The organism is Nostoc sp. CALU 546 (genome assembly GCF_048836525.1).
Window position 1 is genome coordinate 41,418 of record NZ_JAWJTF010000011.1, and the last position, 21,138, is coordinate 62,555.

At 41.5% G+C, this 21,138-nt stretch carries 15 protein-coding genes; 8 read left to right on the forward strand and 7 right to left on the reverse strand.

Features of this window, described 5'->3' with window-relative positions; all coding sequences use genetic code 11:
* Positions 1–61: 61 nt before the first annotated feature.
* Positions 62–685, reverse strand: coding sequence for a Uma2 family endonuclease (locus RRG12_RS08075; RefSeq protein ID WP_420758921.1), 624 nt, complete (start codon positions 683–685; stop codon positions 62–64).
* A gap of 415 nt (positions 686–1,100) precedes the next feature.
* Between RRG12_RS08075 and RRG12_RS08080 the strand changes: the two genes are divergently transcribed.
* Positions 1,101–2,609, forward strand: a complete 1,509-nt coding sequence (locus tag RRG12_RS08080; RefSeq protein ID WP_420758922.1) for a DUF5677 domain-containing protein — start codon at positions 1,101–1,103, stop codon at positions 2,607–2,609.
* Positions 2,610–2,644: 35 nt separating this feature from the next.
* Here the strand turns inward: RRG12_RS08080 and RRG12_RS08085 are convergent, their stop codons facing one another.
* From RRG12_RS08085 to RRG12_RS08100, 4 genes are all read right to left on the reverse strand, one after another.
* The gene (locus tag RRG12_RS08085) at positions 2,645–2,755 is read right to left on the reverse strand and encodes a DUF433 domain-containing protein (protein ID WP_420758923.1); all 111 of its coding nucleotides are present in this window, start codon (positions 2,753–2,755) and stop codon (positions 2,645–2,647) included.
* A 63-nt stretch (positions 2,756–2,818) separates the two neighbouring features.
* Positions 2,819–8,047, reverse strand: coding sequence for an eIF2A-related protein (locus tag RRG12_RS08090; protein WP_420758924.1), 5,229 nt, complete (start codon positions 8,045–8,047; stop codon positions 2,819–2,821).
* A complete protein-coding gene (locus RRG12_RS08095; RefSeq protein WP_420758925.1) occupies positions 8,023–9,354 on the reverse strand; it encodes a P-loop NTPase fold protein in 1,332 nt (443 codons plus the stop codon). Before RRG12_RS08095 ends, RRG12_RS08090 begins: the two co-directional genes overlap by 25 nt.
* Before the next feature lie 1,023 nt (positions 9,355–10,377).
* On the reverse strand, positions 10,378–10,611 hold the full coding sequence (locus RRG12_RS08100; protein ID WP_420758926.1) for a DUF4327 family protein: 234 nt from the start codon (positions 10,609–10,611) through the stop codon (positions 10,378–10,380).
* Between the two features lie 274 nt (positions 10,612–10,885).
* Here RRG12_RS08100 and RRG12_RS08105 point away from each other — a divergent pair, with 274 nt between their 5' ends.
* Positions 10,886–12,118 carry a cysteine desulfurase-like protein gene (locus RRG12_RS08105; protein ID WP_420758927.1) on the forward strand — a complete coding sequence of 411 codons (1,233 nt, stop codon included), beginning with the start codon at positions 10,886–10,888 and terminating at the stop codon, positions 12,116–12,118.
* A 90-nt stretch (positions 12,119–12,208) separates the two neighbouring features.
* Here RRG12_RS08105 and glp read toward each other — a convergent pair whose 3' ends face one another.
* Both glp and RRG12_RS08115 read right to left on the reverse strand, forming a co-directional pair.
* Entirely contained in the window at positions 12,209–13,519 is a 1,311-nt protein-coding gene (gene glp, locus RRG12_RS08110) for a gephyrin-like molybdotransferase Glp (protein WP_420758928.1), read from the reverse strand.
* A gap of 62 nt (positions 13,520–13,581) precedes the next feature.
* Positions 13,582–14,208, reverse strand: coding sequence for a PEP-CTERM sorting domain-containing protein (locus RRG12_RS08115; protein ID WP_420758929.1), 627 nt, complete (start codon positions 14,206–14,208; stop codon positions 13,582–13,584).
* 879 nt (positions 14,209–15,087) lie between these two features.
* Here RRG12_RS08115 and RRG12_RS08120 point away from each other — a divergent pair.
* The 6 genes from RRG12_RS08120 (at position 15,088) to RRG12_RS08145 (ending at position 20,997) form a co-directional block, all read left to right on the forward strand.
* Positions 15,088–15,465: an FAD-dependent oxidoreductase gene (locus RRG12_RS08120; RefSeq protein WP_420758930.1), complete on the forward strand. Its 378-nt coding sequence runs from the start codon at positions 15,088–15,090 to the stop codon at positions 15,463–15,465.
* A gap of 338 nt (positions 15,466–15,803) precedes the next feature.
* On the forward strand, positions 15,804–17,558 hold the full coding sequence (locus RRG12_RS08125) for a DCC1-like thiol-disulfide oxidoreductase family protein (RefSeq protein WP_420758931.1): 1,755 nt from the start codon (positions 15,804–15,806) through the stop codon (positions 17,556–17,558).
* Positions 17,559–17,704: 146 nt separating this feature from the next.
* A complete protein-coding gene (locus RRG12_RS08130) occupies positions 17,705–18,262 on the forward strand; it encodes an RDD family protein (protein WP_069069843.1) in 558 nt (185 codons plus the stop codon).
* Positions 18,263–18,305: 43 nt separating this feature from the next.
* The gene (gene rpmG / locus RRG12_RS08135) at positions 18,306–18,500 is read left to right on the forward strand and encodes a 50S ribosomal protein L33 (protein WP_069069844.1); all 195 of its coding nucleotides are present in this window, start codon (positions 18,306–18,308) and stop codon (positions 18,498–18,500) included.
* Between the two features lie 2 nt (positions 18,501–18,502).
* Positions 18,503–18,718, forward strand: coding sequence for a 30S ribosomal protein S18 (gene rpsR, locus RRG12_RS08140; protein WP_012411240.1), 216 nt, complete (start codon positions 18,503–18,505; stop codon positions 18,716–18,718).
* A 218-nt stretch (positions 18,719–18,936) separates the two neighbouring features.
* Positions 18,937–20,997 carry a ribonuclease catalytic domain-containing protein gene (locus tag RRG12_RS08145; RefSeq protein WP_420758932.1) on the forward strand — a complete coding sequence of 687 codons (2,061 nt, stop codon included), beginning with the start codon at positions 18,937–18,939 and terminating at the stop codon, positions 20,995–20,997.
* Positions 20,998–21,138: the final 141 nt, after the last annotated feature.

The window sequence follows — 21,138 nt, forward strand, 5'->3', positions numbered from 1 at the left end:
ATAACTCCCTACCAGTACCCAGCACTCCTGAATTCTGTTTGATAAATTTCTTCATTGCTAATCAGCGACTCATTGCAAAAATCTGTTCAGCCGTTAAGGGAATGTTCGGAAACAATCTAGAATCAATTCGATCCTGCCCTCGAAACACCTTTGGGGGTAAATACTCTGCACCTTCAAGTTGGTAGATTGTAATGGTTGGCTGTTTGGGAGAGCCAATGAACCGAATGCCACCAAAAGCAGCATAGTCCACAATGATGTACTCGAAAACGCCCAAGTCTTCATATTCAGCAAGTTTTGTCAGATAGTCGTCTTTCCAGTTGTTGCTAACAACCTCAATGATTCCGGGTGGTGGAATATATGCAGCAGCAGAACTAGAGATCGTTTTCATCCTCTGCCATTCAACTCTTGCAAATATGACAATATCTGCTTTCCGGCTTTTTTCCTTTTCGCCTGGTGCTGTTTTGAGCCGAACCTGCTTGGACTGGCGCGATACGTAAGGCAGGTCATTTTCTTGGCAGTGATTTTCTAAGTAAGCACACAGTCGCTCGATCAAATCCTCATGATTTGCATTTGGTTCTGATAATGGCACGGGAATCCCATCCAATAGCTCAAACTCTCTGCCTGAAGCATCGTCCCAGGCAAGAAACTCTTCAAAAGTCAGTGGTTGTGTGACGGTTGCGTACATCGCCCTCGCTCTCTTGCTGACGGGTACTTTACTCAATGCTACTAAGATGTACAGCTTTGTCTATGAGTCCTAGCTGATTTTTCTGCCGTAGTTCTGAAATAACGGCTTGAGGTTGGGTAATGGAAGGCGATCGCACCTTTGGTTGGTGTCAGGAGCGATCGCTTTTGTATCAGGCTGACTCATAAAGGCAATTTTTCTGATTTTACGTAAAAATTACCAATATCTAAGTTTTAATATATACAAATAATATTAGACTATATCAATGTCTTAGCATACTAGTCTTAATGTATTATATTTATACTACATTAAGACTATAATTTTCAATGTGGAAAGGTAAAGTCTCATCCTTTATACCTGTTTTGCTAAACCAAAACCTCAAAACAAGTTATTAATCCATTTTAGGCTAACTACTAAGATGACTAAGAAAAAACAAAAGAGTAAACAACAGTCTAAACAGTCTACTCATCGTAACTATTCCACCATTGCCCAACACAAAATGCAGGGGAAAAATCTACTGCCACCCTTAGCACAATTTCCTAATACTGAATTTAGCTCATGGTTATCTGAACGTCTCCCAGAGATGTTATGGGCTGCTCTGTTGATTACACATCTACCTCGTGAGTACGCTCTTAAAATATTTCGGAGAGTTGCAGACTACATCTTCAAGCTACCAGAAGAAGAGAAATTTCATGACATTACTCATTCTGGATTGGCGAACTTGTCTTCAGATAAATTAAAACATTTTTTAGATTCTACAATCTCAGACCCAATATGCAAAGAAGTATTACATCCTTTACTTCTACTCCAGTCGCTACCGGGGTATCAATCTTGGGCACAATCCTTAAGCGATATATTGACTCAGCCAACTTGGGAACCTTTAATGAATGCTGTTGCAAACACATTAGATCACCAATCGCAAGCAGCGACAGATTGTCGTTGGCTTCGTTTGGTATGTACAATGACTGCTGGTAAATTGCTTTTTCCGTCATCTTTGGAAGAAACAGCTAAAGAGATTGCTTATTACCCAAATTATGGTGACATGAGAAAGGTTCGTCCAACGATTCGAGCGGCGGAGATTTCTCTTGATATGAGTAAACCTCCAATTTCTTTAGATACAGAATCTCATTTGAATTGGTCTCAAGAATTCTGGAAACAATGCCTAATTGCAACGCCTTGCTTTCCCCTTCATTTCTCCAAGACGCATGAGAAGCTTACAATTGGAACTTCAGTAGAGCAAGTGCGGCAAGTATACGAGCTACTAGTTGAGCATTGTTACCTTACAACAAATACAAGCGCTATTGATGCACGTCATGATACAGTCTTCGGATTAGCTTTTTACTGTTTTGCTTTGATTGAGGAGTTATTAAGAATTGGCAATAGCCACTCCATCATGGGTCGTACTGCTCTACGTACAATTGTAGAGTGTTACATAACTTTAGCTTATTTAATTCATACAAATGATGTAGAACTGTGGAAATCATATAGAGTTTTTGGAGCTGGTCAAGCAAAACTAGCTTTTTTGAAACTTGATGAATCTGGAACTCAATCTAGTTATGTTGATATTGAAGGGCTGGAACGCCTAGCAAATGAGGATATGTGGCAAGAATATCTCCCTGTTAATATTGGTCATTGGGAAAAAAGCAATCTGAGACAAATGAGTGAAACAGCTGGAGTTAAGGATATCTATGATCGCTTCTACTCCTGGACTTCTACTTTTTTACACGGTCACTGGGGAGGTGTACGCGACATAGTATTCGATACTTGTGGTAATCCTCTCCATCGTCTTCACAGAATTCCAAGAAAATACCCGCGTCCTCAACCAGATGTTATTCCAGATACGTGTGAACTTATAGACAAAATTTTGGATTTAGTTTCTGCTGTTTATCCAAAATTCTCGCCCCGGATTACTATATCCACTACATAGCAATTGGAGGGATACTACTTTTTTGTGATAAAAGTTTAGCGATCACCAGCAGCAAGCTTTTCGAGAATTAATTCAACTGTAATACGAGTTCCTGAAATGACAGGTTTACCCATCATTATTTTTGGATCGGATACAATTTTTTGCATGAATTAGGATTATTTGGATAGATGATTAATTTAATATATAAGTCCTTTCAACATTCTTCTCCATCACCTACTAGAACACAAGGCGCGATCGCTTTTCATTAGCTTCTGGTTAGTCTGCAAATAATCATGCAGCAAATCGCAACCCCGTACTAGTAATTTTTCCAGTTGGATATCTGCTAAATTCTGGAAAATCACTGTACCATTGCCACTACCCGCAGCCAGAGTCTTACCGTCAGGACTGAAACTAACGCTGGTTAACTCTTGCTTATCACCTTTCAAAGCAATCAGTAATGTCCCTTCTCGGTTCCAAATTCTCACTTTATCATCACTGCTAGCTGCTAGTGTCTTGCCGTCGGGGCTAAAACTGACACTGATGAAACTATCGCCATCGCCCACGAGATTATTTAACAGTTTCCCGTCTCGATTCCAAATCTTCACCGTGCTATCAATACTAACTGAGGCAATGCTTTGACCATCAGGCGACCAAGCAACCCCATTTACTCGGCGGCTATGACCAGTTAATGTGTATAGTAATTTACCCTCTACACTCCAGAGTTTCACGGTTTTATCATCACTGGCTGAGGCTAAGAATTTCCCATCGGGGCTAAAACTTACCCAATTCACTGCATCTTGATGTCCTTGCAAAGTGTTGAGTAGTATACCGTCTCGACTCCAAAGTTTTACCGTTTTATCTTTACTAGCTGAGGCAATTACTTGACCATTCGGCGACCAAGCTACACCCAAGACGGTATCATTATGACTCTGTAAGGTGTTGAGCAGTTTACCGTTGCGACTCCAAAGTTTTACTGTTTTATCTTTACTAGCCGAAGCGATCGCTTTACCATCAGGACTAAAACTAACTCCCCAAACTTGACCTTGATGCCCCGTAAAACTACGGAGAAGTTTACCCTCTCGATTGAAAAGTTTTACAGTTTTGTCTCGACTGGCTGCGGCTAAGGTGCGACCTCCAGGGCTAAAACTGATGCTAGTCACCCAGTCATCATTAGCTTTGGGCTTTCGCAGTAACACATCGTCCCAACGCCAAAGTTTTACTGTTTTATCCCGACTGGCAGAAGCCAAGGTACGACCATCTGGGCTGAAACTGACACTGTTAACCCAGTTATTATGTCCCTTCAGGGTTCCCAGCAAGATACCTTGAGAACTCCAAAGTCTGATTGTCTCGTCGGTACTTGCGGATGCGATCGTGTTACCATAACGGCTAAAACTGACGCTGGTAACTCCAGCACTATGCCCCGATAAGGTTCGCAGTAGCTTTCCCTCCAGATTCCACAGTTTAATTGTCTGGTCTAAACTAGCAGAAGCAATAGTTTGACCATCGGGCGACCAAGCTAAACTCAAGACTGCATCATTATGCCCTGAGAAGGTTTTAAGCAACTCACCATTCCGACTCCAAAGCTTGATGGTGTTGTCAGCACTCCCAGAAGCAATAGTTTGACCATCAGTTGACCAAGCAACACTCAAAACTGCACCATTATGTCCTTGCAAGGTTTTGAGTAATTTACCGTCCTGACTCCAAATTTTTACTGTCTTGTCTGTACTCGCTGAAGCAATGAGTTGACCATCTTTACTGAAACTAACACTATTCACTACACCCTGATGCCCTAAAAGAGTAGCAAGCAGTTGACCTTCTCGACTCCAAAGTTTTACTGTCTTATCTTGGCTAGCGGAAGCAATGATTTGACTATCAGGGCTGAAACTGACGCTATTAACTACATCTTGATGCCCCGACAAGGTTTTGACCAAGCTGCCATCGGGACGCCAGAGATTGATTGTAGTGTCTGCACTAGCCGAGGCAATTAAAGAGCGATGGCTTTGCCAACCCCAAGGGGGAACGCTGCTAAATGTAGCATTATTTACCCCAGAGATATGCCCGTCGAAACGATTATATTCTCTCAACCCGGAAACTGCTTGATAAAGCGCCGTCTGTACTTGCTCTCTTGTATAGGAATCTACCCAGACTGTTTGTTGTAATTTTCTCCCCGCTTTTAAACCTTCCTTTAAAGCATCAATACCTTTTTGGGATGCAAAGAGGGCTTCACTGGATGCACTAAGGGTTTTAATTTCGCTATCTACTGCTGTTACGATGGAAACACTCAATCCGAATATGGCGAGAAAGGAAGCAGTTAGGGCGATTTTTAGTGAACGATTTAATTGAGCTTCGCTAAGTCTTTGTTTCTTTTGACTTTCTGCTAATTTTGCTGTTAATTCTTTTTCTTTGAGTTCAGCTCGTAATTGCTCAATTTCTAACTGACTCAATTCTTCCCGTTTATGTAATTCCCGCAATTCTGTTAATAAATCTAATCCCTGTTGGGGATGAGAATCTACCAATTTGGATCGCTGCTTATTTTGGCTAAGTTCGCTTTTAAGTCTCTCAATCTCAGCTTTACTTTGTTCTACTTTATAACGCAACTGATTTAGTTGTACTTGTAAGCTAGATTCTTGTTGTTGCAGGTAACGAATCAAGTCTACTAAATAATCATGAATCAATTGATAGCGTTCTGGTACATCGGGAAATAAAACCACTAAACCAGAGCGCACTAAAATGTCTAATACTAACTCTAATTTGCCAGCATCTTCTAACTCTGCTAGCTGTGCCGCTAATTCAGCACGAGTTTTAAAAGGTCGGTTGTTACTTTCATCTGTTAATAAGTATAAGACGAGTAACGCGGCTCGTTCATTTTCTGGGCCACAGTCTTTAATCAGCTCCTTCAGATATCGCTCGATGAGTTTGTTGGGTCGATATGGCTGATATTCTTCTAGTGTAGTAATGCGTTCATCTTGAATTTGCGCTCCGACAACTTGTAATTCAATGGGGCGAACTTCACCAAATTCTGTAGATAAATCTTCAATTAAAGCATCAATTAAAGCAGGTTCTAAATTAAACTGCGATCGCTCGGTCAATTTTCGGATAATTGCTTTAGCATATTCTGGCGAAAAGTTATTTAACTGGTAACGAATATGCTTATCGAGAATATTGTTATTAATCGCTTCTAGTGCCGAAAGATGTTTAAAGTCTAATAACCGATGTAAATAATCTTCTCGCAAGGAAAGAATGACTTTGACAAATGGTATTTTGAGACAATCGCTAATAAATTTATCAAACTCTTGCTTCTGATTGCGATCGCTATAACCAAAGAAAAATTCTTCAAACTGGTCAAAAATTAAAACTGTGATCAGATGGTTATCAGCATTTTCTTTGAGTTGCTGTAAAATTCTGATAATGGCAATAGGTGTTTCAAAGTAGGGCAAAGCCTCCGCTTCAATGGCTGCTTCTGGCTTGATATCAGCGTAAACGGCAAGGGATGCGTCACTAGACATCGCCTCACTCAAAGATTTGCCTAATTCCCGTGCCCAATCGGTATAAACTTGTAGTACCACAGGCACAGCTATTTGATCGCCAATGGCTCGGTTTTGTAGTGCTGGAACTAAACCCGCTGTTACAGTGGAACTCTTACCCACCCCTGATTGACCATGAATCACCGTCAACTTTTGATCAGCGCGGCTAATTCTGCCAATTAAGTTATTAATATCACGCTCCCGACCAGAAGCCGCAATTTCTAAAGCGACGCTGCTACTTCCAGAATGTGACATCAATGCTGGGTTTGTCGCCTGTCTTTGGGGTTGCAAGCGGCCTGCACCGATAAAAGCCCGAAACCCGTACTGCTGCTCAACAGAACGGCGTTTCTGTCGAATGTAATAGGCTTCCAAATAGCGCCCTTCTTCAAAGTATAGCGATCGCAGTGTCCGCAATAAGCGAATATAACGATGGGCATCGTATTGATGGGCACTACTTTCTAATGCTGATGACAGTTCTTTTGTTGCCTTGTCTAAGTATTCACGAGCGACTTCTAGCTCACCTAAATTTCGCTGTGCTTTCGCCAATACTAAATAAGAAATTTGCCCCAGCAGTAAGGGAAATAAGCAGTTATAAGGGTCGTTGTGCTTTTGCGCTTCACCTAATTTCAGCAGTGATACGTGTGCTAATATACTTGCCTGTACCCACCGCGACTGCTGCACAGCCACTTGCGCCAGAAAACCGTAGTCACAAGCTAATTGGATTTGACTACCATAAGTTTGATGTAACTCCAAAGACTTTTGAGCAACCGTCTGCAACTCTTCCCACTCTTGCAGATATTGCAAAACCTCTGCAAGTTGATTAATAAATCCAGCAACTATATCTAAACGCCCAGCCATCTGCAAGATATTCAAGCATTGCTGAAAATAAGATTTTGCTGTGTACCAATGGCGGCGATTTTCTGTTTGATTTTGCTCTGCAAAACGGCAATAACACAGCCCAATATAAAATAGCAAAATTCCCTGTCGCAGAAGTAGGGGAGATGGAGGCGATGGGGGAGATGGGGAAGTAAAGGGAGCAGGGGGAGATGAGGTAGTAGAGAAAGTAAAGTCTTCCTCATCCCCCTCATCTTCTCCAGTCTTTTTATTCAATTTTGAATTTTGAATTTTGAATTTTGAATTGATTTCCCCTATCTCCGCCAACTTTTGCCAAACTTGCAAGCTTTGCTGAAAATGGCTTAAAGCTGTATTGATGCGATCGCTAATATAATTATCTAGACCAAAAACAAATTCTAAACTAGCGTATAATTCTGGCTCTAAGGTAATACCACGATTGTGCAACTCTTTAATGGCAAAGTGGAGTTCATAACTATGTTTCCAGACTTGCTCCACAGTGGAATAATGCTTTGCAACTTGAGGAGGTTGATGTTGTGCAGCATCGGTTGGTAATACCGTAGCAAATAAAGAGTCAGTTTCCTGTTGCAGAAATTGCCGCAATGATTGAGTTGTCATCTCAAACCGAATCGGTGTAGCCGCCCAACTAGCAAAATCTGGTGCTAAACGGACTACCTTTTGCAACACTTCTTCATTCACCCACAAAATCATTGGAAATGGGTGACGTTTGCGAAATTCATCCCGAATATGATTGATAGACCTCAGTAAATCATCGATTCCATCTACTGACTCTAAACCCAAAATCATCAACGCCGATGGCGGATTAGCTTCAGTTACCAGTTGTAAATGAATACTTGTGTAAAGGCTTCTAGCATTATGCGGCAGAACTACCTTTTGAATTCGGTGTACTCCTGAAGAAAGTTCTTCGAGTCGTTGCAGCATAAGTTCTTGCAAAACTCGATAATTGCAGCACACCAAAACCAGGGAGAATTGACCGCTAGAAAGGGCAATTGCTCTCCCCAAACTTCGCAAAGCACGCTCGTTAGCTGCTCTTACATCTACTTGTGGGTGTCGTTCAACCATGATTTAAATTTTTCCGTCTCTGCTAAAACTGGGTTGACGGCAAACCAAGCTCCCTGATGATCCCGGTATTCAAATACAAATAAACTTCGCAGTAGAGTGTGGTATTCTATATCACCTCTAACTCTTTGCTGTTGCACCACTTGAAAGATTAATTCCCATTCATGGGGGTCGATGGCGTTGGCTCGGTAATCTCGCTGTCTTTGAATCACCAAATCGACACATTCCCGTTCAAATGGTGGATCTTGTTCTCGCAGACAGTCAAACAATAACCCCAGTAAGTCGCGGACATGACCACCACTAATCAGGCATAACCGATCTAAGGTTTCTAGACTATCAAACACTTCTGTAATTAAGCCTAACCGATCGCTAGGCAAAATGTCTGGAAAAGCTCTAGCTAGAACCATTTGCCGCAACATTGCTAGCCCTTGCGGAAAAATCTCGCCAGAGCGTAGACGCACGGGTATCATCGGTAATACTTTTGGTGCGACTCCTCCCCCTAAACGATGCTGAAGTTCGGCGCTATCGTTGGAGAAAGTTAGGGCTAGGGGAATAGTGTAGACTACATGACAATTTAATTTGCGTAGCTGTTCACCGCGCTGAATAAATAGGTATTCTGGTAGCGATCGCCCCGATGGTAAAGGTCGAATTGCAACTCTATCCAAGTTATCAACAATTACCACCAATCCTTTTTTCCCTCTGGCTTTCAGTTCCTTGATGGCACGTTCTAGCAATTCTTGATTAATTGCCTGTAAAATATTTGCTGTTCGGGGTTCTAGATAATCTCTTAACCGTCGCCGCAATTGGGGACTTTCTTTCGTTTTAGCGGTAATTTTGGCAATCCCCACAGACAACTCTGCTTCTACCCCAAAGTCAATTGGTGTTTGCAGAAAATCGACGAGTTCACCAAACAACTTGGTAAAGTAGGTAGGTTTGAGACTGATTCTCATGGCTTCTAGGCTTTCACTCACCTGTCCTGCGATCGCCAATAAAATATCAGTCACATCCACATCGGCCATTTCTAAGACATGGGTAGACTCAAAGTAAACTACATGAAATTGCTGCACTTCTAATTCAGCTTTGAGGCGCAACAACTCCGTTGATTTACCGCAGCCGAGATGTCCTGTAAATAGCTGACAGGTTGGTATATCCGGCGAAATTCTAGCGATCGTCCGCTGCAAAGCTTCGATGATTTTACCACCCCGCACCGCAGCAAAATCAATATAGTATCGGCGATCGCTAGGGTTTCCTATGATTAGAGGTCTGCTCGGATTGCAAGCCTGATAAAATCTTTCTAAATCTAAGAGCATAACTAATCTAGTTCACTCAGGAATAGGGATGACAAAATCTGCTGAATAAATATATTGATTTTAGGGAATTTATCTCTTAATTTAAGTACATTTCAATCAAACTACTAACTAAACTAGCAGCATTCCGGATAATTGTTCATATCTGAAGTTTGATATGACACATAATAATGCTGATATTTTAGTTGAAGTAAGCAGAAATACTACTATAAGTACAAATAGCAAAAATCCCTAATATTAAATAAGCTACTCTTATGAATATTAAAAATATCCAGCACAAAAAAAGGTACGTCAAGTACAATTTTGTAACGCTATTAAATATATAGCGGTACAAAATTGCATGTAATATAGACCACAAGCGGGATAGAAAGATGCCAGCGCCAGAAAACGAAGCGATGTCTGTGGCAAACTTCTCTAGGAGAGGCTACACCAATACTAAAGTTGCGCGGATGGAGAAAATATTAACACTACTAGTATAAAATAACCCGTCGTATTCCCAGCAGTTAGAACTACGCGACCGGATTCTGGGTTTACTTCTAAAAGGATGTTTTAAAAGTGGTTGGCTGTAATTTTAGACACTTTTAGATCCCCCAACCCCCCTTAAAAAGGCTACGGTGTACATACAAGTCTAATTACCCCCCTTAATCCCCCCGATGCATTGGGGGGAAATAGAAAATCCAGTTCCCTCCCCTTTGCAAGGGGAGGGTTAGGGTGGGGTAAAAACTTGGTTAATCCACTATTTCAGACTTGTGTGTACACCGTAGCCCTTAAAAAGGGGAAAAAATCTCTAAAAATCCCCCTTAGAAAGGGGGATTTAGGGGGATCTAAAACGTTTTGCTACCGACTAGAAGACTTTTAAAACATCCTCTAAAAGACTTGTGTACACTGTAATCCCTAATAGACAATTATTGCTTACTTTAATAATCTCTTATTTATAACCCTCGACTTAATGCGAGGGTTGTTAATGCTGAAACATTGATTTGTAATTTTGATTTTATTGGGATGCTGCTAATGGGGATTCAGCCTCTAAATGCAGCCATAATCGTCTTCCCACGATTCGTGATTCAGGAGGTCGATAATTCTATCTCTGAGTAGAAATTCGTTTTTTTCTAACTCAAGTTCAAAATTAACCCAGTCACGATGAGGAAGATATTTACAGAGGGTATAAATTGGCTGCTGACGGTTAATAAGTCCCTTTTTGACAAGTTGAAGTGCTTCTTCCTTGATAACCTCGATGTCGTATGTAACGGTAGTGTTCATAGGTCGTTCCTTTGTTTTCAATCAAGGAATTAAGAATCAAAACAATAGCTGCTTTGACTCTCCCTTAAACTTATCAAATAAAATTGGCGAGAATTGTGAAGAATCAAGACATTAATCCTTGCTGGAAGTTAGATATGTAAGTAATATACTCTTTGGGGTTCCAAGTATACCCTCTCTAGATAGATTGTTACAGAGCAAGAAGGCTGGCACATCTAGGCAACTTGTCAAAAGCTAGGCTAGGGTAAAGAACATTCTCTAGAGGACTTATAATACTATGCTCCTGAATCTTGATAAAGTCCGTCAATATTTTCCTGCTCTAGCTGGTGAATGGACTTTTTTTGATAATGCTGGCGGGTCACAAACTCTGAAAAAAGTAGTAGATAGAATTAGCGAATTTCTCTTAAGTTCTGATGTCCAGTTGGGAGCTTCGTATGGGGTTTCTCAACTTGCAGGAGAACGATTGGCTCTAGCAACTAGGGGAATGGCGACTTTCATTAATGCCAATTCTTCTAAAGAAGTGGTCATGGGCCCATCTACTACAATGATGTTGAGAGTTCTCTCAATTTGTTTGGGTCAAACCTTCACACCTGGCGATGAGATTATTGTTACTAATTGTGACCATGAGGCTAATATTGGTGCTTGGGTTGCTCTTGAAAAACAAGGAATGAAGGTGAAAGTGTGGCAAATTCGCCCAGATACCTTGGAACTTCATTTAGCAGATTTAGAACCATTGATGAGTCAGCGTACCAAACTAGTAGCCTTGACTCATGCTTCTAATGTTCTGGGAACCATCAACCCAATTAAAGAAATTGCTGCATTTGTACACGATCGCAACGCGATGATTTGTGTGGATGGTGTAGCTTATGCACCCCATAGATTAGTTGATGTTCAAGATTTGGATGTCGATTTCTATGCTTTGAGTTGTTATAAAGTCTATGGGCCACATCATGCCTTACTTTATGGCAAAGAAGAACATTTATTAAGATTGCCTGGTCTTAACCATTATTTTATTGAACAGACAGATATACCTTATAAATTTCAGTTAGGTAATGTCAATTTTGAACTATGTTATGGAATGTTAGGTTTATGTGATTACTTAACTGAATTAGCACAATTACACTATGGTCATGAAACTGCACCTGATTTGAGAAATCAAATGGTACAGGCGTTTGATTTAATTAGCCTACATGAAGAAAAGATTAGCGATCGCCTCCTAAATTACCTCAACAGCAAGTCTAATGTGCGAGTGATTGGTCAATCGAAGGCTGATCGTGAATTTCGTGTGCCAACTATATCTTTTGTGGTAGATGGAATGCATAGCTCAACCATTCCAGCAAAAATTGACCAACATTACATCGGGATTCGCTACGGAGACTTTTATGCTAAACGGCTCATCGAATACTTGGGGTTAGCATCCCAAGGTGGAATAGTCCGGGTGAGTATGGTACATTACAACACCCTGGAGGAAGTTAACAGCTTGATTGAGGCTTTTGAGCAGATATTTTAAGATTGGGCATTGGGCATTGGGCATTGGGCATTGGGCATTGGGCATTGGCAATAATCAATGAGTTTTTCTTTCCCTACCTCTCTTGCTCCCTCACTCCCCACTACTAAGCTGCAAAACTTGTACCTCTTCTTGTGGGTAAATTAGTGTTTTACCCACCGGAAGAACAGCTAAAGCATTGGTTTGAGCTAAATTAATTAAATTGCCAGAACTATGGCTACCAACAGCTTTGTGAAATTCGTAAACTCCATCAATTAAATGCAATTTACCCCAAAGGTAAGTTTCACGCTTGCCATCCGATCGCAATTCATCATGCGATCGCACTTTTAAAAACACTGGTTTCCAATTTTCAGTAATTCCCGAAATTTTCTTAATTGCTGGTAGCACAAACCGCCAAAATGTCACCAGCACAGCCGCAGGGTTTCCTGGTAAACCAAAATAAAGTGGGCTTGCCGTGAGCGAAGCCGAAGGGGAGTTTGTAGAGACGCGATTCATCGCGTCTGTAAGATTAATCGTGTCTCTACTAAGGAAAGTGGCGACAGTGAGGGGTTTACCTGGCCTCATTGCCACAGCCCGAATGTGAATTTTTGCTCCTAGCGATTCGAGAATTTTGTCAACATAGTCATAATCTCCCACTGAGACGCCACCAGAAGAGAGAACTATATCAGCGATCGCAACTGCGTGGGTAATGACTTTCTCCAGAGCAACTGGATCATCTTTCACAATGCCTAAAATTAACGGTTCTGCGCCACTTTGTCTCACCAAAGCTGCCAGTGCATATTGATTAGAATCCACAATTTGCCCTGATTGCAGCGGTTGATCAACTGTCACCAACTCATCACCAGTGGAAAATATTGCTACACGTGGACGGCGGTAAACACTTAATTGCGGACATTGTGCTGCTGCCAATACGGCAATTTCTGGGGCATTTAACCTAATTCCTGCTGGTAATAGTCGTGTTCCAGCTTGGTAAAAAGATGCTTTGTGTCTGACAAATTCTTGTGGTTTTGGTGCATCCAGGATGAATACGCGGTTTTCCTCCCGACGCGTCTTCTCTTGGATAACTATAGTATCTGCACCTGCTGGGATCACCGCACCTGTAAAAATTCGCGCGGCTTGCCCTGTTTGAATCGTACACTTGGGCTGATACCCAGCCGGAATATCTTCAACAATTTCTAAAACGGCTGGTTGTTCAGCGTTAGAGTGCTGTACATCTTCGTAGCGAACTGCGTAGCCATCCATTGCCGAATTATCCCAATGGGGAAAATCTAACGGACTGGTGACAGGTGTTGCCAAAATCCGACTATCGGCTGCAAATAAATCTACAACTTCAGTATCCCGCTGATGATCTAACGGCTGCACCAAATTTAAAATAATTGCTTCTGCATCGCTGACTGATAACATAGCGATCGCCTCTGACTTTTTACCTTTATTCCCTGTAAAGTAACACTGACCAATTTTAGATTTTAGATTTTAAATTTTGGATTGAATTTCTGCTTGAGAGTAAATCCCAAACTACACATTGCTAGTAAACCTACAATTATGCTTCCTTCGGGGACTTTGGATACCCGAACCGAATTGTTGCTTAAATCTAGTATTTGCTTTGTGCCTGCTACATCTCTATTGTTAAAACCAAATTCTTTAGTTAGAACCTCATCACTAAAACCTTCATCTATGAGTGCAAGATTATTATTAAGCCATGTGTCGCCAGGTAGCTCATCATCCTTGCCAACATCAAAAGGGCCAAAGATTTTCTCAGTCGTGTTATCAAAGTTGAATCTCAAATAGCCGTAGTTGGATACACCACTAAGCACTGGAGTGAAACTATTTATGAGATTACTCAAGGGATCAAAGAAGGAAACTGATAGAGATTGCAAGTTCTTCGTAGCTCCCAAACCTGCTTCAGAAATAACGCTGGGAGCAGTTGTTGTATCGTAGTTAAATGAACCTTTAGCTGAATAACCAGTGTCTCCTTCCCAGCTAAAGTTGAACTCAGCAGCATTAGCTAGGTCGTTAGTAGGTATGGCGATCGCTAACGCTAAAGCAGTAGTCGTCACCATACCAATAGCTGTTTTAGCAAATAAATGTGTCATAGTAAAACTTCCAAAATAATTAAGATTGAGTTGCCATAACAATATAATATGGCGGTTATCAGCTGAGTAAGGTACAAGAACCCCAACCCCATAAGAGCAAGCGATGAGCAGGGGTGATTCTATACAGGCAGAGAGAAACTAAAACCGGGTTTCAAAATCTCTCTCACCGTGGGCGAGAGGTTTGAAGAGCGGGAAAAAGCCATGCCACAAAAAGAGAAATCAAGACTTATATCTTTTTCTTTTTTTGTATAAAATTACCCAGCTAAGAGTAAGCAATGAGGGGACTATAGCGGTGTACATTCAGTGGGATACAAAAAGTTTGCTGAAATGATTTGACAGCAAGGACTTTGGTGTTCTCATCCAATCGATAACCGCTATATAATGTACATCATTTGATTAAGAAACGCTATACAGTAATTCTGTCTAATTTGTGATCAGGATTTTATCTAAAATCCTGATCACACGGGCTTCTCAGCTTCAGGATATTTTCAAAAATCAAATCGCAATTCTTCCCAAACCTGCAATTATACCCCCTACAACTAGTCCAGCACGGCGGAAATGAACCACCCATTTCAAATCAATGAAAGCCTCGCGATATAAAAATTACAAATTACATAAAGCCTACAGCATAGTTCCGCTTAGAGCGCAGCCCATTACGAATTACGAATTCCCTCCTGCGGTACTAATCTAGACAAAAGTTTTACCTTTTATCAGTGTCATTCTAGTAAGTATGGTAATATTACTGTTGTTAACCGATACAGGTTTAACTTTTAAAAAATGAAAAACTAGTTAAAAACTGAAAAATCAAAATCTGTAATTATTTGGGCTAACTGCTACTTCATATCTAGCGGTAAATCGTAATTTACATTTATCAATTTCATGAATGTTACCCCTGCTCAAATTTATATTCTGGGTGGTGGATTTGGTGGACTATATACTGCTTTACAGTTAGATAGATTCTCCTGGAAGACATCGCTAAAATCTCAGATTATTCTGATTGATAAAAACGACCGTTTTCTATTTACACCCTTTCTTTATGAATTTGTTACGCAAGAACTCCAGCAGTGGGAAATCGCACCTCCCTATCTCAAGTTACTGGCAGGTACTCATATTCGGTTTTGTCGAGGTGCAGTAGAGCAAGTTGATCTCGACAATCGTCAGTTACGATTGCAAACAGGGCAGTTATTAAACTACGATCAATTAGTTTTGGCAAGAATTCAATTCCGAATTCTGGCAACTGATATTGTTTCTGCTTAAAGACTTAGCATCAAAACCGCACAGGGCAGAGGGGAAGGGAAGGGTTTTTGGGCTTTCTGCATGATTCGGGAATTATAAATTAGCCGGATATAATATGACTCCTGAATTCTTGCTTGTTAAACCATTAAGGTAGGAACTTTATGATATATGACGTATCTTTAAAATTAAAAATAGAGAGATTTTATAAACAGCATAAAACTCTTTTAGTGATTCATTCATCACTTGCTATTCTGTGGGCCATAGCCATTTGGTTGACGTACGTCCTTTTACCCAATGAACTGAAAATTAGAATACTGCTTTCAAGAGCCATCTTCAGCGGCATTTGCATCCAACTCCTTGTGCTGGCAGTTCAAAAACGCGATTACGCACTCAAAACAATTAGGGAGTTTTTTGCAGGAGCAACATATCCCATTAACCTAGCTATATTTCGGATTATTCATTTTGAAATAATATTTAGTTCCGATATTTCACAAGTTGTATGGTTTAGCCAATTACCTAAAGAGCTTCTATTTCCGCCCGCTGGCTTAGAATGGCTAATTAATTTTATTCCAATAAATGCAACAATAGCTCAGATAGCTAGTTTACTATTAAAAATCTGTTCATTTACAGCCATGATAGGACTTTTTACCCGTACCTCTGCATGGCTAACCGTAATCCTCTGTTTCTACGTTCTTGGTATCCCCCAGTTTTATGGAAAGGTAGATCACTACCATCATTTATTATGGTTTGCTGCCATTTTAGCTGCTAGTCGATGTGCCGATGTTCTATCATTAGATGCTATTCTTATGGCCTGGAAACGGGCTGATCGCGGTCAATTAGAGCCTCCTGGTTTATCTAGAGCCTATGCACTACCGTTACGTTTTATCTGGCTTTTACTAGGTATAATTTATCTTTTTCCAGGACTTTACAAATTATTTGTTGGTGGTTTTGATTGGGCATTCAGCGAGAATCTAAAGTATCGACTCTATGAAAAATGGCTGGAACTAGACGGGTGGACACCAGCATTTAGATTAGATCAATATCCGGTCTTGTATCAACTGTCAGCCTTTGGGTCAATCTTTTTTGAATTGTCTTTTATTATTCTAATATTCTTTCCTCGAACTCGATATGTAGCGTCTTTTTCAGGAATAGCTTTTCATTCTATGATTTATCAGTTAATGAACATTAACTTCGTAAGTCTTATGAAAGTTTACGTGACATTCTTTGATTTAAATGCTATTTTTCATGGGATTGGGCATCGACTTTTCCCCAAAGATATGTATGTTGTCTACGACGGAAACTGCCAACTCTGTCGTCGAACAATTGCTACTTTAAGAGTATTTGATATTTTTGGACGGTTAACATTTGTCAATGCTTTGGATAATCAAGCTCTAAGCACCCACAATCTCCTTTGGTTAGACTCCCAGGCACTGATGGCTGATATGCACACAGTTCTCGAAACAAAGTCTTGGAAGGGTTTTTTAGCCTATCGTGTCTTATTACAGAGAATGCCGATTCTGTGGCCAATCTTACCTTTGCTGTATGTTTGGCCTATACCAATAATTGCCAAAGGAATTTATCGGCGTGTTGCTGATTCTCGTACTTGTAGTCTGCATCAGGCAGAGATTTCTAAGATTTCAAGACCAAATTACCAACCACGAACTTCTTCGGCGGTACTTATGGTAGTTGGCATTTCATTGTGTATCGGCAATCTTATAACTGGGTTTGCTGGGGTTTACACTGGTTGGCCCTTTTCCGCTTATCCCCCATTTGCCAAACTTTCAGGCCCCCAAGCAGTAATTCTTGAAATTGTCCCTCTAAGCTCAACTGCTATACCTATTCCTTTTAATCTAAAAGATGTAAAAACAGAATTCGCGCCTCATAAATTTACCGGTTTGACTAAATCCATTCTTGAAAAAACTCACGACCCAATTAAGAAACAGCAAAAACTCAGCGCACTTTGGCAGGCGCTTACCCGTAGTTACCCCGACTTCCAGCAAGCCAAGTCAGTTCAATTTTATGAAAACACAATATGGAAAGCTCCTCAAAAGCGACTAGAAAAGCCGATTAAGCGATCGCTAATATTTGAACTAACTTTAAACTCATCTGAGTAAGTTGGCGGGAAAATTTTACAAGTAGGCAACGAAATGTTAAGCAGAGCTATTGAATGCATTAGCGCTGCAAGTAGCCAAGTCATCACCTTAATATTAAAAACAGGAGCAATTATTTCCCAACCCCTAACTAAAAATACCTATTTTGTATGACTATCGAACGACTTCCCCAAAAACACTATCCCAAGGCTGAAATTGGGCGGCGAGGTATGGCATTGGGACTTGATTTCCTTGGTGTCTGGTTAGTCAGTTCCCTACTGGGAGGCGGTGATATCGGTATTCAATTTGTGCAAATCCTAGTTTTTGTCATACTTTGGCTATTTTTGCGGGTGTTAGTGGTATACAACAATCAAGGGCAAAGCTTAGGGCGTTGGGCGTTCGACTTAAAGGTGTTGGAAGTCGAAGATGGGGAAATAATGGGCAGAATTCCAGCTTTACTCTCGCTGATGAAGCGAGAGACAATCATCGGCTTGGGTGCGCTTTTAGTATCAATTGCCCTGAGCAATATTAGAGCCAATCCCACTGCTATACTGCTAGTACTTCCCCTAGCAATTGATTGTGGGACTGCCTTATCTGATGCTCAGATGCGGCAGGCTTTACACGATCGCTATTGTGGAACTTTCATCGTTTCGTCGCGTCGTGGCTACTCGCTCGATATAAAAATCAAAAGATTAGTTGAAAATATGCGGCAGAATGTGAGAAGATAGTCATTTGTGTTAATTCTCTTCAGGCTTCACTGTTTGTAAGATTATGGCTAAGAGTAAAGGTGCCCGCATTATTATCACACTAGAGTGTACTGAGTGCCGGACAAATCCAGATAAGCGTTCTGCTGGTGTTAACCGTTATACCAGTACCAAGAATCGCCGCAACACCACTAACCGGCTAGAACTGAAAAAGTTCTGCACCCACTGCAACAAACATACTGTTCACAAGGAAATTAAGTAGAGATGAGTTATTTCCGTCGTCGCCTTTCTCCAATCAAACCAGGAGAACCAATCGATTATAAAGATGTTGATTTATTGCGTAAGTTTGTCACCGAGCGGGGTAAAATATTGCCACGTCGGATTACTGGGCTTACATCTCAGCAACAGCGAGAGTTGACATTAGCAATTAAGCGTTCGCGGATTGTGGCCTTGTTGCCATTTATCAATGCGGAAGGCTAAAACAATTTTAGATTTGGGATTTTAGATTTTGGATTATATAAGAGAAGCTGTATCTCAAGAAATATTTAGCTTTGTCTGTGTGAGTCCAAAATCTCAAATCTGAATCAAAGAGTGTAAAATAGTTGCTGCATGAAAAACGGATGGATTTAGGATTTAACACCAGTTATAAAATCCAAAATCCAAAATCTAAAATCTAAAATTATTAGAGTGCGAGAGTTGTGGAGAAGGGGACGCTAGTTGAATTTAGGGTTCAAGGCGATCGCCGTCTGGGCATCGTAGAACGTCCAGACGGTAAAACCCGCTGGTTTGTGGTAGACGAACGTGGTCAATCCCACAGCCTCGCGCCTAGACAAATAACTTATACAGTTACCGGACAGACTTACAAGCCCTCTGACATTGCCAGTTTTTTGGAACAGGTCAAGCCTTATGTAGACCCATCTAGCTTAGAGGTAGCTTGGGAATTACTGGTTGAAGATGGGGAAACAGTCACCCCAAACCTGATGGCGAATCTGCTATTTTCGGAATCAGCCGCGCCTCATTGTTACGCCGCCTACTGCTTGTTATCAGACGACAAACTTTATTTCAAGCAAAAAGGAGACGCTTATGAAGCCCGAACTGCTTCTCAAGTGGCAGAACGCAAGCACCAACTGGAAGTAGAGGCATTAAAAGCTAAGGGACAGCAGGAATTTTTAATTCGTGTAGAGCAGGCGCTCAAAGGTGAAGCAGTAGAATGGCAGCGCCACGATCGCCAGCGCTTAGAAGGGCTAGAAAAATACGCAGCGCTACTTGCTGACACCGTGCGGACGGGAGTAAATTATGACTCCTTGGCTCGTGCTTATCCGCCAAGCGCTCCGGTATTAGAAACTATGACCATGCTGGGACGACCCACAACACCCCAAGGAGCCTTTCAACTGCTGGTAGATTTGGGTTGGTGGAGTCCTTATGAAAACTTGTTCCTGCGTCGTTCTTCAATTCCGATTCAGTTTCCTAATAAGGTATTAGAAGTGGCGCAACAGCGTTTGGATTTCCCGCCGATTGACTCAGATGCAAACCGCCTGGATCTGACTCACCTGAAGGTCTACACCATTGATGATGAAACTACCACAGAGATCGACGATGGTCTAAGTTGGGAAGTACTCCCCGATGGACGGGAACGGATTTGGGCGCATATCGCCGATCCTACTAGATGGTTAGTGCCGGAAGATGAATTAGATTTGGAAGCTAGAAAGCGGGGTAGTACAGTCTATTTACCTACGGGGATGATCCCCATGTTTCCAGAGGTATTGGCAACTGGGCCAATGAGTCTGATACAGGGAAAGGTTTGTTGCGCCCTCAGTTTCGGGATTATTTTGGGTAGTACTGGGGTAGTAGAAGATTACAGCATTCATACCAGCTTGATTAAGCCGACTTATCGCCTCACCTACGAAGATGTAGATGAAATGCTGCAATTACGAGTACAAGCAGAACCAGAAATTGCTGCGATCGCAATTTGGGCACAGCGGCGCAAAGCTTGGCGTTATGCTCAAGGGGCAATTAGCATCACCATGCCCGAAGCAACGATCAAAGTCAAAGGTGACGAGATCAACATTGACATTTTGGACGATTCCCCGTCGCGGCAACTGGTAGCAGAAATGATGATTGTTGCCGGTGAAGTTGCGGCTCGTTATGGTAAAGCTCACAACATCCCTTTGCCATTTCGCGGTCAGCCGCAACCGGAATTACCCCCAGACGAAGAATTACTCCTACTTCCGGCTGGATTCGTTCGCGCCTGTGCCATGCGTCGTTGTATGCCCAAGAGTGAAATGAGCATTACGCCTCTGCGTCATGCTGGTTTGGGTTTGGATACTTATACCCAAGCAACCTCTCCCATTCGTCGCTACAGTGACTTGCTTACCCACTTCCAACTTAAAGCCCACTTGCGGGGTGAAGTTTTACCATTTTCCGCAGAACAACTTAAAGAAGTGATGATGACTGTCACCAGCATCACCCAAGAGTTGACGATGGTGGAACGGCAAACTAATAGATATTATGCTCTAGAATATTTACGCCGTCATCCAGAGGAAACCTGGGATGTGACAGTGTTGATGTGGTTGCGGGAAGACAGCAACTTAGCCCTAATTTTGTTAGAAGATTTGGGCTTGCAGTTACCAATGACTTTCAAACGTTCTGTGAACTTAGGCGAACAGATAGTAGTGAAAGTTAGCCACGCCGATCCACAAAAAGATATGATCCAGTTTCAAGAAATAATTTATCAAGAAGCCCAAACAGCGGCGAATTAACCTTGCTGCAAATCCTTTGAGTTAACATATAGCCCTCTTTCAAGAAACACATTCCGTGGAGTGAGAAATAGGGATAGAAAATCACACTTCAGTAACTTTGCTAGGTATTGCAGATCGGTTTTGTAATTATTTTCCGTCAAG